13 protein-coding genes and 2 tRNA genes are annotated in these 12,438 nt (G+C 61.8%); 9 read left to right on the top strand and 6 right to left on the bottom strand.

Going from position 1 to position 12,438, the window contains the following annotated elements; translation table 11 throughout:
* Positions 1 to 158: 158 nt before the first annotated feature.
* Genes murI through hemA form a run of 5 tightly spaced genes read right to left on the bottom strand, consistent with a single transcriptional unit; the run spans position 159 to position 4,937 of the window.
* Positions 159 to 953, bottom strand: coding sequence for a glutamate racemase (gene murI / locus CXK91_RS22135; RefSeq protein WP_103458147.1), 795 nt, complete (start codon positions 951 to 953; stop codon positions 159 to 161).
* Complete coding sequence (locus tag CXK91_RS22130) at positions 946 to 1,701, bottom strand: molybdopterin-synthase adenylyltransferase MoeB (RefSeq protein WP_103458146.1); 756 nt, start codon at positions 1,699 to 1,701, stop codon at positions 946 to 948. Before CXK91_RS22130 ends, murI begins: the two co-directional genes overlap by 8 nt.
* Positions 1,702 to 1,723: 22 nt before the next feature.
* Entirely contained in the window at positions 1,724 to 2,551 is an 828-nt protein-coding gene (prmC, locus tag CXK91_RS22125; RefSeq protein ID WP_103458145.1) for a peptide chain release factor N(5)-glutamine methyltransferase, read from the bottom strand.
* Between the two features lie 38 nt (positions 2,552 to 2,589).
* Positions 2,590 to 3,672 carry a peptide chain release factor 1 gene (gene prfA, locus CXK91_RS22120; protein WP_103458144.1) on the bottom strand — a complete coding sequence of 361 codons (1,083 nt, stop codon included), beginning with the start codon at positions 3,670 to 3,672 and terminating at the stop codon, positions 2,590 to 2,592.
* A complete protein-coding gene (gene hemA / locus CXK91_RS22115) occupies positions 3,669 to 4,937 on the bottom strand; it encodes a glutamyl-tRNA reductase (RefSeq protein WP_103458143.1) in 1,269 nt (422 codons plus the stop codon). The genes prfA and hemA overlap by 4 nt, the downstream gene beginning before the upstream one ends.
* Before the next feature lie 196 nt (positions 4,938 to 5,133).
* On the opposite strand from hemA, the gene CXK91_RS22110 reads away from it, so the two are divergent.
* From CXK91_RS22110 to ychF, 9 genes are all read left to right on the top strand, one after another.
* Complete coding sequence (locus tag CXK91_RS22110) at positions 5,134 to 6,861, top strand: tetratricopeptide repeat protein (protein ID WP_103458142.1); 1,728 nt, start codon at positions 5,134 to 5,136, stop codon at positions 6,859 to 6,861.
* Between the two features lie 3 nt (positions 6,862 to 6,864).
* Positions 6,865 to 7,485 (top strand): lipoprotein insertase outer membrane protein LolB, encoded by a 621-nt coding sequence (gene lolB, locus CXK91_RS22105; protein ID WP_103458141.1) that lies wholly within the window; start codon positions 6,865 to 6,867, stop codon positions 7,483 to 7,485.
* A complete protein-coding gene (gene ispE, locus CXK91_RS22100; RefSeq protein WP_103458140.1) occupies positions 7,486 to 8,340 on the top strand; it encodes a 4-(cytidine 5'-diphospho)-2-C-methyl-D-erythritol kinase in 855 nt (284 codons plus the stop codon).
* 19 nt (positions 8,341 to 8,359) lie between these two features.
* A tRNA-Gln gene (locus CXK91_RS22095) sits at positions 8,360 to 8,434 on the top strand.
* A gap of 59 nt (positions 8,435 to 8,493) precedes the next feature.
* Positions 8,494 to 8,568 (top strand) — tRNA-Gln (locus CXK91_RS22090).
* A 78-nt stretch (positions 8,569 to 8,646) separates the two neighbouring features.
* Entirely contained in the window at positions 8,647 to 9,588 is a 942-nt protein-coding gene (locus CXK91_RS22085) for a ribose-phosphate pyrophosphokinase (RefSeq protein WP_103458149.1), read from the top strand.
* A gap of 119 nt (positions 9,589 to 9,707) precedes the next feature.
* On the top strand, positions 9,708 to 10,325 hold the full coding sequence (locus tag CXK91_RS22080; RefSeq protein ID WP_103458139.1) for a 50S ribosomal protein L25/general stress protein Ctc: 618 nt from the start codon (positions 9,708 to 9,710) through the stop codon (positions 10,323 to 10,325).
* Positions 10,326 to 10,358: 33 nt separating this feature from the next.
* Positions 10,359 to 10,943, top strand: coding sequence for an aminoacyl-tRNA hydrolase (gene pth, locus CXK91_RS22075; RefSeq protein WP_103458138.1), 585 nt, complete (start codon positions 10,359 to 10,361; stop codon positions 10,941 to 10,943).
* 24 nt (positions 10,944 to 10,967) lie between these two features.
* Positions 10,968 to 12,068 carry a redox-regulated ATPase YchF gene (ychF, locus tag CXK91_RS22070; protein ID WP_103458137.1) on the top strand — a complete coding sequence of 367 codons (1,101 nt, stop codon included), beginning with the start codon at positions 10,968 to 10,970 and terminating at the stop codon, positions 12,066 to 12,068.
* A 72-nt stretch (positions 12,069 to 12,140) separates the two neighbouring features.
* On the opposite strand, the gene CXK91_RS22065 is transcribed toward ychF, so the two are convergent.
* Complete coding sequence (locus tag CXK91_RS22065; RefSeq protein WP_103458136.1) at positions 12,141 to 12,338, bottom strand: hypothetical protein; 198 nt, start codon at positions 12,336 to 12,338, stop codon at positions 12,141 to 12,143.
* Between the last annotated feature and the right edge of the window lie 100 nt (positions 12,339 to 12,438).

Raw genomic sequence — 12,438 nt, 5'->3', positions numbered from 1 at the left:
ACCATCGGTTACGGACTGCCGGACTTCGCAGAGGAACTCAACTACGGAGTCGATCTATCAACCATCTGAGGGTGGTATCAGATTGATGGGGTGAAGGTGCCCCATCAACCATTAAATCCGTATACCCCAATTGAGAAACCCCGCTGCGCTTGGAGTTCCTAATTGGGGAAGAACTCGACTACGGCATTTTCCCCCCAAAGTATAGGCAGCACCCGGGCCATTCGCTGCGGATCGCCACTGCAGTAGAAGCCCTGTGTGGCCCGTCCACTAGCAAGCAGATGGCGCTCCGCCAGCAATTCACGCAAGTGTCGCGCGACCGCTGCTCCCGTATCAATCAACCGGATGTCGCTCGGCAACAACTGAACCAGCAGCGGCCGAATGAACGGGTAGTGTGTGCAGCCCAGGATCAGCGTGTCGCAGCCCTGCGCCAGCAGTGGAGCAACCCATCCCGCCAGCATGGCGCGCGTTTCGGCACTGCTCAAATCACCTGCCTCGATGCGCTCGACCAGACCCGGACACGGCTGAGTGATGACGCGTACATCGGCGGCGAATCGATCGAGCAACGCGGCGAACCTGGCGCTCTTCAACGTTCCGGTAGTAGCAAGCACTCCGACGACGCCACTTCGGGTGGCCAGCGCTGCCGGCTTGACGGCCGGCTCCATGGCGACGATCGGCATCTGCGGATAACACTCTCGCAACTCGGTGACCCCAGCGGCGGTCGCGGTGTTGCACGCCACCACCAGCGCCTTGGCACCCTTTTCAACAAGAAAGGCAGCAATCACACGGCAGCGCTCGCGGATGTACTCCGGGCTTTTTTCGCCATAGGGCACATGGGCACTGTCGGCCAGATAGAGTAGCGATTCATGCGGCAGGCACTTACGGATTTCACGCAACACCGAAAGCCCACCGACGCCTGAGTCGAAAACTCCGACAGGGGCTGCACGATCAGCCATCGCTGATGCCACATACCGCGCAATGCGGATCGCGTTTTACCCTCAGCTCGCGAAAGCGGCTGGACAAGGCATCGACCAATAGCAGCCGGCCAATCAGCGGCTCGCCGAAACCGACCAATAGCTTGAGGGCTTCCAGCGCTTGAAGGCTGCCTACCATGCCCACCAACGGCCCTATTACACCGGCCTCACTGCAGGTCAGCTCGGCTTCGCTACCGTGCCCGTAGAGGCAGTGGTAGCAAGGGCTGGTCTCGACTCGCGGATCGAACACCGACAGCTGTCCCTCGAAGCGGATCGCCGCGCCGCTGACCAGCGGTTTCTTCGCCTTCACGCAGGCGGCGTTCACCGCCTCACGGATACCGAAGTTGTCCGTGCAATCGAGCACCAGATCGACCTGGGCAACCGCCGCATCGAGTGAATCGGCATCCAAACCGCTGCGGTAAGGCACCAGACGCACACGCGGGTTGAGCGCCTCCAGCCGGAGCATGGCCGAGTCGACCTTGTGCCGCCCCAGCGACGGGGTGTCATGGGCAATTTGCCGCTGCAAGTTAGTCAGATCCAGGGTATCGAAATCGGCGAGATGAAGTTCACCGACCCCGGCGGCGGCCAGATAGAGCGCCACCGGCGACCCGAGCCCACCGAGCCCAACGATCAGCACGCGGCTCTGCTTGAGTCGCAGCTGCCCCTCGATATCAACCTGCTTGAGCAGGATCTGCCGACTGTAGCGCAGCAGCTCTTCGTCACTCAGCATCCGCGGACCTCACGAAACACCATCATGGTAGCCGCCCAAGGCTGATGCGCTCATGCCCGCCCAGATCGAGCCGGCTTTGCACATCTTCGAAACCCTGGGAAACCATTAGCACACGCACCGCCTCGGCCTGATCGTAGCCATGCTCCAGCAGCAACCAGCCATCCGGCCGCAAGTGCGCCGGCGCCTGGGCGATGATCGAACGGATGTCGTCCAGCCCATCCAGACCGGCGATCAATGCACTATGTGGCTCGAAACGGACGTCGCCCTGCTGCAAATGCGGGTCACTCTGGGGGATATACGGCGGGTTGCTCACAATCAGCTGGAAGCGCTCGCCAGCGAGCCCCGCGAACCAGTTGCTCACAGTAAATGCAGCATTATGTAGCCCAAGGCGCAGGCGATTGCGCTCGGCCAGCGCTACGGCCGCCTCGATGCAGTCCACACCACAGACCCGCCATGCCGGGCGTTCGGCAGCCAGCGCCAGAGCGATCGCACCCGTGCCGGTGCCGAGGTCGAGCACCTGCGCGGGCGTGGCAGGGAGTAATTGCAGGGCGGTTTCCACCAGCAGTTCGGTATCCGGCCTTGGAATCAGCGTATCAGGCGCAACTTCAAGTTCCAGACTCCAGAAGCCCTGCCGGCCGAGGATATAGGCAACCGGCTCCCCCTGCCGACGCCGCGCCAGATCAGCGGCGAAGCGTTCGGCGCAGTCAGCCGGCACCTCACGCTCGGGCCAGGTGCGCAGGTAGCTAGTGGACTTGCCCAGAGCGGCAGCGAGTAACCACTCGGCGTCCAACCTGGCGCTCGGCGAATCAGGGAGATCGGCACTGTGCAGCAAGGACTCGATGGTTGGCATGAGATGCTCGTCGATTGCGCCATGCGCAGCGGAAAGGATCAGTCGCCCAGCGCGGCCAGCTGGTCGGCCTGGTATTCCTGCAACAGCGGCTCGATGACCTGCTCTACTGCGCCGCCGATCACCTCGTTGAGCGAATACAGCGTGAGGTTGACGCGATGGTCGGTGACGCGGCCCTGGGGAAAATTGTAGGTACGGATACGCTCGGAGCGATCACCGGAGCCGACCAGCAGCTTGCGCGTTTCGGAAATTTCCTTGTGCGCCGCCGCGTCCTGGCGGTCCTGCAGCTTGGCCGCGAGCCAGGCCATGGCCTTGGCGCGGTTCTTGTGCTGCGAACGCTCTTCCTGGCACTCGACCACCATGCCGGTGGGCAGGTGCGTGATACGGATCGCCGAATCGGTCTTGTTGACGTGCTGACCGCCGGCGCCGGAGGAGCGATAGGTGTCGATGCGCAGCTCGGCCGGATTGATCTCCACAGCGGCCTGCTCATCTGGCTCGGGCAACACCGCAACTGTGCAGGCCGAGGTGTGGATGCGGCCCTGCGACTCGGTTTCCGGCACGCGCTGTACCCGGTGCGCGCCGGACTCGAACTTGAGCTTGGCGTAGACGTTATCGCCCTCGACGCGCGAGATCACCTCCTTGTAGCCGCCATGCTCTCCTTCGCTCTCAGACAGAATCTCGACGCGCCAGCCTTGCTTCTCGGCATAGCGGGAATACATGCGAAAAAGATCGCCAGCGAAGATCGCCGCCTCGTCGCCGCCGGTGCCGGCGCGGATCTCGAGGAACACGTTGCGCCCGTCGTTCGGGTCCTTTGGCAGCAGCATGCGCTGCAGGTTGGCCTCCAGCGTTTCGAGCTGAGTCTTCGCCTCGGCGACTTCTTCTTCGGCCATCTCGCGCATATCAGGATCGCTGTCCTTGAGCAGTGCCTGGGCACCCTCTAGGTCCTGCTGAACCTTGCACAGCTGGCGATAAGCGACGATTACCGGCTCAACTTCGGCGTATTCGCGAGAATAAGCGCGAAAACGCGTCTGATCGCTGATGACCTCGGCATCGCCGAGCAGTGCGGTAAGTTCTTCGAAACGGTCCTGCAAGATGTCCAGCTTGTTCAGCAGTGAAGCTTTCATGGTTTTTCCGGGCCCTCGTGCAGGGCGAAGAGCTCCTGGGCCATGCTCAGCGCCTCGACGCGGCCCTCAGCAGAGAGTTTTTTCAACTGCACGCTAGGCGCATGCAGCAATTTGTTGGTCAGGCCGCGGGCAAGCTGCGCGAGCGCATCCTCGGCGCTGGCGCCGTTAGCCAGCAAGCGCTGTGCCTTGCTCAGCTCGTCGTCACGAATCCTCTCGGCATGTTGCCGATAGGCCTTGAGCACATCCACAGCGGCCAGCTCGCGCAGGCGCTGCATGAAGTCCTCGGTGCCGGCCGCGACCAGCTCCTCGGCTGCCTGGGCAGCGCCCTGCCGGCTCTTGAGGTTCTCGGCGACTACCTCGTGCAGATCGTCGACGGTATACAGATAAACGTCATCCAGCTCGCCGACCTGCGATTCGATGTCCCGCGGTACGGCGATATCGACCATGAACATCGGTTTGTGCTTGCGCCGCTTGAGCGCCTGCTCGACCGCGCCCTTGCCAAGAATTGGCAACTGGCTGGCGGTAGAACTGATGACGATGTCGCTGTTATGCAACTCATCGGGAATATCGGCGAGCAGGATTGCATGCGCGCCCAGTTCCGCGGCCAAGGCACTGGCCCGCTCGAGCGTACGGTTGGCGACAACGATCCTCCTCACGCCTTGCTCGTGCAGGTGACGAGCGACCAGTGTGATGGTTTCTCCGGCACCGATCAGCAGGGCCTGACTGCGCTGCAGATTGCTGAATATCTGCCGCGCCAGGCTGACTGCGGCAAACGCGACGGAAACCGGGTTCTCACCGATCGCGGTATCGGTACGCACAGTCTTTGCCGTACTGAATGTCGCCTGGAACAGCCGGCCAAGCAGCGGGCCAACGCTGCCGGCCTCCCGCGCAACTGCATAGGCGGACTTCATCTGTCCGAGAATCTGCGGCTCGCCCAACACCAGCGAATCGAGCCCGGATGCGACCCGCATCATGTGGCGCACGGCCTGATCGTCAACATGCACATAGGCGCACGCCTTGAGCTCGTCGAGGCTTAGACGATGATAACTGGCCAGCCAAGCAAGTACGGCCTCGGCCTCGACCTCGTCCTGCTGCAGATACAGCTCGCTGCGATTACAGGTGGAGAGGATCGCCGCTTCGCGGGTGGGTGTGACGCGGCACAGCTGCCGCAAGGCCTCGACCATCTGATCGGGCGTGAAGGCTACGCGCTCGCGGACGTCCACCGAAGCGGTCTTGTGATTAATGCCAAGCGCGAGGAAAGCCATGCAGAATCGCTGATTCGATAACAGAGCGCGCAATTCTCCTACTTCGCCAGATGGAGAACAACCATTGCCCTCGATTGTCGGATGCGATTGGTAGCCCGATTGCTACCGAACCGGCCTACGCGCCCCCAGGGCCATGGGCTTGCCCTGCGGCTTGTGTCATCATGCCGCGACCGCTTACCAGCCGTATATCTCCCCTATGAAAAGACTCGCCGCACTTGCCGCCCTGCTATTACTCGGCGGCTGCCAGACTTTCACGCAGCAAACTCCCGCGAGCAGCCCCCCGGTTGAGGACGCTGCGCCGGAGAGCGCTTCCAGCGCCGCGACCGAGTACGGCTCATTCAGCCGGCAGTCCCTCTACGCACTGCTGGTGGCAGAGCTGGCTGGCCAGCGCAATCGCTTCGACATCGCTCTGGGCAACTATGTCCAGCAGGCGCATGCGACGCAGGACGCTGGCGTGGCCGAGCGCGGATTTCGCATCGCCGAATACCTCGGTGCCGATCAGGCAGCGCTTGATACCGCGCTGATCTGGGCACGCAACGCGCCGGAGAATCTTGACGCGCAGCGCGCCGCTGCCGTGCAGCTCGCCCGTGCCGGCCGTTATGAAGAATCCCTGGAGTTCATGGAAAAGGTTCTGCAAGGCCAGGGCGACACACATTTCGATTTCCTCGCCCTTTCGGCTTCGGAAACCGATCCTGACACCCGCGCAGGCCTGCTGCAGAGCTTCGACAAGCTGCTGCTCAAGCACCCGGACAACCCCCAATTATCTTTCGGCAAGGCCGTCCTGTTGCAACAGGATGATCGCAGCGAGGAAGCGCTGGCCCTGCTGCAGGCACAGCCGGCCAAGCAGCGCCAGATTCCGTCGATCCTGCTCGAAGCACGTTTGCTGCACAGTCTGCAGCGCAGCGACGAAGCACTTCCGCTCCTGGAGAAAAGCCTTCGCCAGCACCCCGAAGACAAGCGCCTACGTCTGACCTATGCGCGTCTGCTGGTCGAACAGGAGCGCCTGGAAGACGCCATGGGTGAGTTCGCCACGCTGGTCCAGCAGCATCCGGCTGACGATGACCTGCGCTTCTCCATGGCGCTGGTCTGCATGGAAGCGCAGGCGTGGCGCGAAGCCACGGTCTACCTGGAGGAGCTGATCGAGCGCGGCAGCCATCTCGATGCCGCCCACTTCAATCTTGGCCGTGCATATCAAGCCATGGACAAGAAATCCAAAGCCCTGGAAGCCCTGGCCGAGGTCGGCCCCGGCAACGAATTCTTACCGGCAAAATTGCTGCAGAGCCAGCTGCTCTACACCAGCAACCGCGACCAGGAAGCATCCGCGGTGCTTGCCGACGCCCGCCAACAGCAGCCCGACTACGCCATCCAGCTGTATCTGATCGAGATTGAGGCGCTCGCCGAACACAAACGCACCGAACAGGCCTGGCAACTAGTGGAGCAGGCACTGGCCGAGTACCCTGACGACCTCAACCTGCTCTATACCCGCGCCATGCTTGCGGAGAAACGCGGCGATCTGGCTCAGCTGGAACGCGACCTGCGCTTCATCATCGATCGCGAGCCAGAAAACGCCATGGCGCTCAACGCCCTGGGTTACACCCTGGCCGATCGCACCAAACGTCATGACGAGGCGCTGCAACTGATAGAGCAGGCGTACCAGCTCAATCCTGACGATCCCGCAATCCTCGACAGCCTCGGCTGGGTCAACTTCCGCCTTGGCAATCTTGATGAGGCCGAAGCGCTTCTACGCAAAGCGCTGCAGCGCTTCCCAGATCACGAAGTTGCCGCTCATCTGGGCGAAGTGCTGTGGACGAAGGGTGAACGCAGCGAGGCGCGCGCGGTCTGGTCGAAGGCACTCAAACTACAACCGGACAGCCAGGTATTGCGCGAAACGCTCAAGCGGCTGACTGGCTCGGAGAAGCCCTGACCCATGTCCCTGTTGAGAAATCTTCTTGCTCCCTGCCTTGCCCTCTTGCTCGCTGGCTGTGCAGGGCTTGGCCCACGCGAATCGGTTGAAGGCCCGGGTAATGCAGCGGCCTGGAAAGAACACCGCAGCCATGTCGTAGCGCTCGACGGCTGGCAGATCAGCGGCAAAATCGGCATTCGTGCACCACAGGAATCCGGCAGCGGTACGCTGTTCTGGCTACAGCGCCAGGACTACTTTGACATCCGCCTGTCCGGCCCTCTAGGCCGCGGCGCGACCCGTCTTACCGGCCGGCCGGACGCAGTATCGCTGGAGGTTGCCGGCCAGGGCCGATTCGAAGCCGAGTCCCCGGAAGCGCTAGTACAAGCACAGCTCGGCTGGCAGCTACCGGTGTCCCACCTGCTCTGGTGGGTGCGCGGGCTGCCAGCACCGGACAGCCGCAGTCGCTTGAGCCTAGACAGCGAGAGCCGCCTGGCGCGTCTTGAGCAGGACGGCTGGCAGGTCGAGTATCTGGCCTATGCCGAACACAACGGTTTCGTCCTGCCCGAGCGCATCAGGCTGCAAGGGCACGATCTGCAGATCACCCTGGTGATCAAGGACTGGCAACCCCGCCAGCTGGGCCGTTGAATGCTGACGCTACCGGCGCCCGCCAAACTCAATCTGATGCTGCATATCATCGGACGCCGCGCCGACGGCTACCACGAGTTGCAGACGCTGTTCCAGTTTCTCGACCATGGCGACGAACTCAGCTTCAGCCCGCGTGAAGATGGCGAAATCCGGCTGCATGCCGAGCTGCCGGGGGTCGACCACGACAGCAACCTGATCGTCCTCGCGGCGCGCCTGTTGCAGCGTGAAAGCGGTTGCCCGCTGGGCGCCGACATTCATTTGCTCAAACGTCTGCCCATGGGCGGCGGCATCGGTGGCGGCAGCTCCGACGCAGCCACCACTCTGCTCGGCCTCGACCATCTTTGGCAGCTGCACCTTGGCGAAGACCGGCTGGCCGAGTTGGGGCTCACTCTGGGGGCCGATGTACCGGTTTTCGTCAGAGGCCGCGCAGCGTTTGCCGAGGGCGTTGGCGAGCGTCTGCAGCCGGTGGAACTGGCCGAGCCATGGTTCCTCGTGATAGCTCCGCAAGTCTCTGTTAGTACAGCGGAAATATTTGCAGACCCAGAGTTGACACGTAATACCCCGGCCATTACAGTTCGCAGCCTTCTTGCTGGGGGCGGTCATAACGACTGTCAGCCTGTGGTCGAGAAGCGTTATCCAGAAGTTCGTAACGCTTTGAGCTTGTTGAACAAATTCGTTCCAGCAAGCATGACCGGCACTGGAGCTTGTGTGTTTGGGAGCTTCCCAAATGCAGGCGAGGCTGATAAAGTCCGCCGCCAACTTCCAGACACTTTGCCAAGTTTCGTGGCGCGCGGTCGTAACGTTTCGATGTTGCACCGAAGCCTTGAGCAGCTGGCGCAGGAAGTAAGTGCGTAGCACACAGGTTGTACGATACAGGGGCGTCGCCAAGCGGTAAGGCACCAGGTTTTGATCCTGGCATGCGTTGGTTCGAATCCAGCCGCCCCTGCCATAACCTCCGGGGTTCGTATGACTGAGAACGCACTGAATAGCATTAGAAGTTGACCCTACAGGGGCGTCGCCAAGCGGTAAGGCACCAGGTTTTGATCCTGGCATGCGTTGGTTCGAATCCAGCCGCCCCTGCCATACACTTGAAGCTGTTCAAGAGCATGCCTTTTGAACAGCTTTTTATTCATCGGACCCACCCTCAGGCAGGTACTGCGCGTGTCCAAGATGATGGTCTTCACGGGGAACGCCAACCCCGACCTGGCCCGGCGTGTCGTACGTCAGCTGCATATTCCCCTCGGTGATGCCTACGTCGGAAAGTTCTCCGACGGTGAAATCAGCGTCGAGATCAACGAAAACGTTCGCGGTAAGGACGTATTTCTGATCCAGCCGACCTGCGCTCCGACCAACGACAACCTGATGGAGCTGGTGGTATTGGCCGACGCCTTCCGCCGCTCCTCGGCGTCGCGAATCACCGCCGTGATCCCCTACTTCGGTTATGCCCGCCAGGATCGTCGTCCGCGCTCTGCTCGTGTACCGATCAGCGCCAAAGTCGTGGCCGACATGCTCGACGTCGTTGGCGTCAACCGTGTTCTGACCGTCGACCTGCACGCCGACCAGATCCAGGGCTTCTTCGACATGCCGGTGGACAACATCTACGGCTCGCCGGTGCTGGTTGACGACATTCAGGCTCAGCGTTTCGAGAACCTGATGATCGTCTCCCCCGACATCGGCGGCGTGGTCCGTGCCCGTGCCGTGGCCAAGTCCCTCGGCGTCGACCTGGCGATCATCGACAAGCGTCGACCAAAAGCCAACCAGTCCGAAGTGATGCACATCATCGGTGACATCGATGGGCGTACCTGCATTCTCGTCGACGATATGGTCGATACCGCCGGCACCCTGTGTCACGCAGCCAAGGCGCTGAAAGATCATGGCGCCTCCAAGGTGTACGCCTACTGCACGCACCCGATCCTGTCCGGCCGCGCCATCGAGAACATCGAAGGCTCCGTGCTCGACGAGCTGGTGGTGACCAACACCATTCCGCTGTCGGCCGCTGCGCAGTCCTGCACCCGAATTCGCCAACTGGACATCGCACCAGTGGTGGCTGAAGCGGTCCGCCGCATCAGCAATGCCGAATCGATCAGTGCGATGTTCCGCTAAGCGAAAGCTTCGCAAATCGCACTGAACGTAATGTGCCCCGCCTCGTGCGGGGCTTTTTGCCCAACAGCCCGAGCGCTGGTCGCAAGCGCGACAGGTAATGTTGCTACTGGAGAATCACCATGAACGATTTCACTCTGAATGCCCAAGTGCGTTCCGACCTGGGGAAAGGTGCGAGCCGCCGCCTGCGTCGTAACGCCGCCCTGGTCCCGGCCGTCATCTACGGTGGCGACAAGGCCCCGCAGTCCATCAGCATCCTGGCCAAAGATTTCGCCAAGCTGCTGGAAAACGAAGCCTCCTTCAGCCACGTTCTGACCCTGAACGTCGATGGCCAGAACGAATCCGTTCTGATCAAGGCGCTGCAGCGTCACCCGGCCAAGAGCTTCGTCCTGCACGCCGACTTCGTTCGCGTCGTTGCCGGCCACAAGCTGACCGCCACCGTTCCCCTGCACTTCATCAACCAGGAATCTTCCGTGGGCGTGAAGAAGCAAGGCGGCGAAATCCTGCACAACCTGAACGAAGTCGAAGTTTCCTGCATGCCGCAAGACCTGCCGGAGTTCATCGAAGTCGACATGGCCAACGTCGAAGTGGGCCAGGTTCTGCACATGACCGACATCAAGCTGCCGAAAGGCGTTGAGCTGGTCGCACTGGCCCACGGTAGCGATCTGCCGGTTGCCAACGTTCACGCTCCGCGCGTGAGCAAGGAAGACGCTCCGAAAGAAGAAGACGCTGCCGAGTAATTCACTCGCATAGCCGAAGAAGAGGCCCCCGTCGTGACTGCCGTAAAACTGATCGTCGGCCTGGGAAATCCGGGCCCTGAATACGACCAGACCCGGCATAACGCGGGGGCTCTTTTCGTTGAGCGTCTGGCTGCCCGTGAGGGCGTCTCGCTCAGCAATGATCGCAAGTACTTCGGCCTGGTAGGCAAATTCAGCCATCAGGGCGACGATATCCGCCTGCTCATACCCACCACCTACATGAACCGTAGCGGTCAAGCGGTGGCGGCGTTAGCCGGCTTTTTCCGAATTCCCCCCGAGTCCATCCTGGTCGCCCATGATGAACTCGATATGCCCCCCGGCGTCGCAAAGCTCAAGCAGGGCGGCGGGCACGGCGGGCACAACGGGCTGCGCGACATCATCGCCAAGCTCGGCAACCAGAACAGCTTTCATCGCCTGCGACTGGGTATCGGCCATCCGGGCCACGCGAGCCTGGTCAGTGGCTACGTGCTGGGTCGTGCACCACAGGCCGAGCGCGAAAAGCTCGACGCCAGCATCGACTTCGCGCTGGACGTCGTGCCGGAAATCCTGGCCGGCGACTGGACCCGCGCGATGCAGCGCCTGCACAGCCAGAAGGCCTGAACCTAACTCCGAGGCAAGATCACCATGGGATTCAACTGCGGCATCGTCGGTCTGCCCAACGTCGGCAAGTCCACCCTGTTCAACGCCCTGACCAAATCCGGCATCGCGGCTGAGAACTTCCCGTTCTGCACCATCGAGCCGAACAGTGGCATCGTACCGATGCCCGACCCGCGTCTCGATGCGCTGGCGGCGATCGTCAAGCCAGAGCGGGTGATCCCCACCACCATGGAGTTCGTCGACATCGCCGGCTTGGTGGAAGGCGCCTCGAAAGGTGAAGGCCTGGGCAACAAGTTCCTCGCCAACATCCGCGAGACCGATGCCATCGCCCACGTCGTGCGCTGCTTTCAGGACGACAACGTGATCCACGTCGCCAACAGCGTCGATCCCAAGCGCGACATCGAGATCATCGACCTCGAACTGATCTTTGCCGACCTCGACAGCTGCGAGAAGCAACTGCAGAAAGTCACCCGCAACGCCAAGGGTGGCGACAAGGACGCCGTCGCGCAGAAAGCCCTGCTCGAGAAGCTCATTCCGCACTTCACCGAGGGCAAGCCGGCTCGCACCCTGATGAAGAGTTTGGGTGACGACGAAAAGGCCTTGGTGCGCGGTTTTCACCTGCTCACCAGCAAGCCGGTGATGTACATCGCCAACGTCGCCGAAGACGGCTTCGAGAACAACCCGCTGCTCGACGTGGTCCAGGCCATCGCCGACGCCGAAGGCGCTCCGGTCGTACCGGTGTGCAACAAAATCGAAGCGGAAATCGCCGAACTCGATGACGGTGAAGAAAAAGACATGTTCCTCGAATCCTTAGGTCTCGAAGAGCCCGGCCTGAACCGCGTGATCCGCGCCGGTTATGAATTGCTCAACCTGCAGACCTACTTCACCGCTGGCGTGAAGGAAGTCCGTGCCTGGACCGTCAGAATCGGCGCCACCGCTCCGCAGGCAGCAGCAGTGATCCACACAGACTTCGAGAAAGGCTTCATTCGCGCCGAGGTCATCGCCTATAACGACTTCATTCAGTACAAGGGCGAAGCCGGTGCCAAGGAAGCCGGCAAGTGGCGCCTGGAAGGCAAGGAGTACATCGTCAAAGACGGTGACGTGATGCACTTCCGCTTCAACGTCTGAGTCCGTCAGGCACTCGGCTAAAGGCCCCGACTCGTCGGGGCCTTTTCGTTTCCGGCAGGCAAAGCTCTGCGGTTACAGCGGTCCCGGATCGGGGATCGGCTCGGGCGGTGGCGCGACCTTTTCCAGCTGTTCGAGCACCTCTTCCGGCAGTTCTTCCGGACCCTCCAGCTCGGTGTCACTCTCGGCGTCGTCCAGGTCGTTGAGAGGTGATTCGTCGGCCCGCCACGGCCAGAAGGGCTGCGACGGTTGAAGCGGTTCGATACCAGGCATGACGGTTACCTCACGAGGTGTGTGCAGGTTAGGCACGCATCTGCCCAACGGGTTCGAAAGGCGAAGCACCGTCCGGCGCAATCTGGACGATGCCGCATCA

Origin of the sequence: Stutzerimonas stutzeri (assembly GCF_002909485.1) — a bacterium.
In the GTDB taxonomy this organism is placed as follows: Bacteria; Pseudomonadota; Gammaproteobacteria; order Pseudomonadales; family Pseudomonadaceae; genus Stutzerimonas; species Stutzerimonas stutzeri_AH.
This window is presented reverse-complemented; position numbering and strand designations above follow the sequence as displayed.

What these genes read in the sequence shown, in the direction of transcription:
- murI (WP_103458147.1), bottom strand. Translation starts at nt 953, where the DNA reads ATGGCTGATCGTGCAGCCCCTGTCGGAGTTTTCGACTCAGGCGTCGGT.
- CXK91_RS22130 (WP_103458146.1), bottom strand. Translation starts at nt 1,701, where the DNA reads ATGCTGAGTGACGAAGAGCTGCTGCGCTACAGTCGGCAGATCCTGCTC.
- prmC (WP_103458145.1), bottom strand. Translation starts at nt 2,551, where the DNA reads ATGCCAACCATCGAGTCCTTGCTGCACAGTGCCGATCTCCCTGATTCG.
- prfA (WP_103458144.1), bottom strand. Translation starts at nt 3,672, where the DNA reads ATGAAAGCTTCACTGCTGAACAAGCTGGACATCTTGCAGGACCGTTTC.
- hemA (WP_103458143.1), bottom strand. Translation starts at nt 4,937, where the DNA reads ATGGCTTTCCTCGCGCTTGGCATTAATCACAAGACCGCTTCGGTGGAC.
- CXK91_RS22110 (WP_103458142.1), top strand. Translation starts at nt 5,134, where the DNA reads ATGAAAAGACTCGCCGCACTTGCCGCCCTGCTATTACTCGGCGGCTGC.
- lolB (WP_103458141.1), top strand. Translation starts at nt 6,865, where the DNA reads ATGTCCCTGTTGAGAAATCTTCTTGCTCCCTGCCTTGCCCTCTTGCTC.
- ispE (WP_103458140.1), top strand. Translation starts at nt 7,486, where the DNA reads ATGCTGACGCTACCGGCGCCCGCCAAACTCAATCTGATGCTGCATATC.
- CXK91_RS22080 (WP_103458139.1), top strand. Translation starts at nt 9,708, where the DNA reads ATGAACGATTTCACTCTGAATGCCCAAGTGCGTTCCGACCTGGGGAAA.
- ychF (WP_103458137.1), top strand. Translation starts at nt 10,968, where the DNA reads ATGGGATTCAACTGCGGCATCGTCGGTCTGCCCAACGTCGGCAAGTCC.
- CXK91_RS22065 (WP_103458136.1), bottom strand. Translation starts at nt 12,338, where the DNA reads ATGCCTGGTATCGAACCGCTTCAACCGTCGCAGCCCTTCTGGCCGTGG.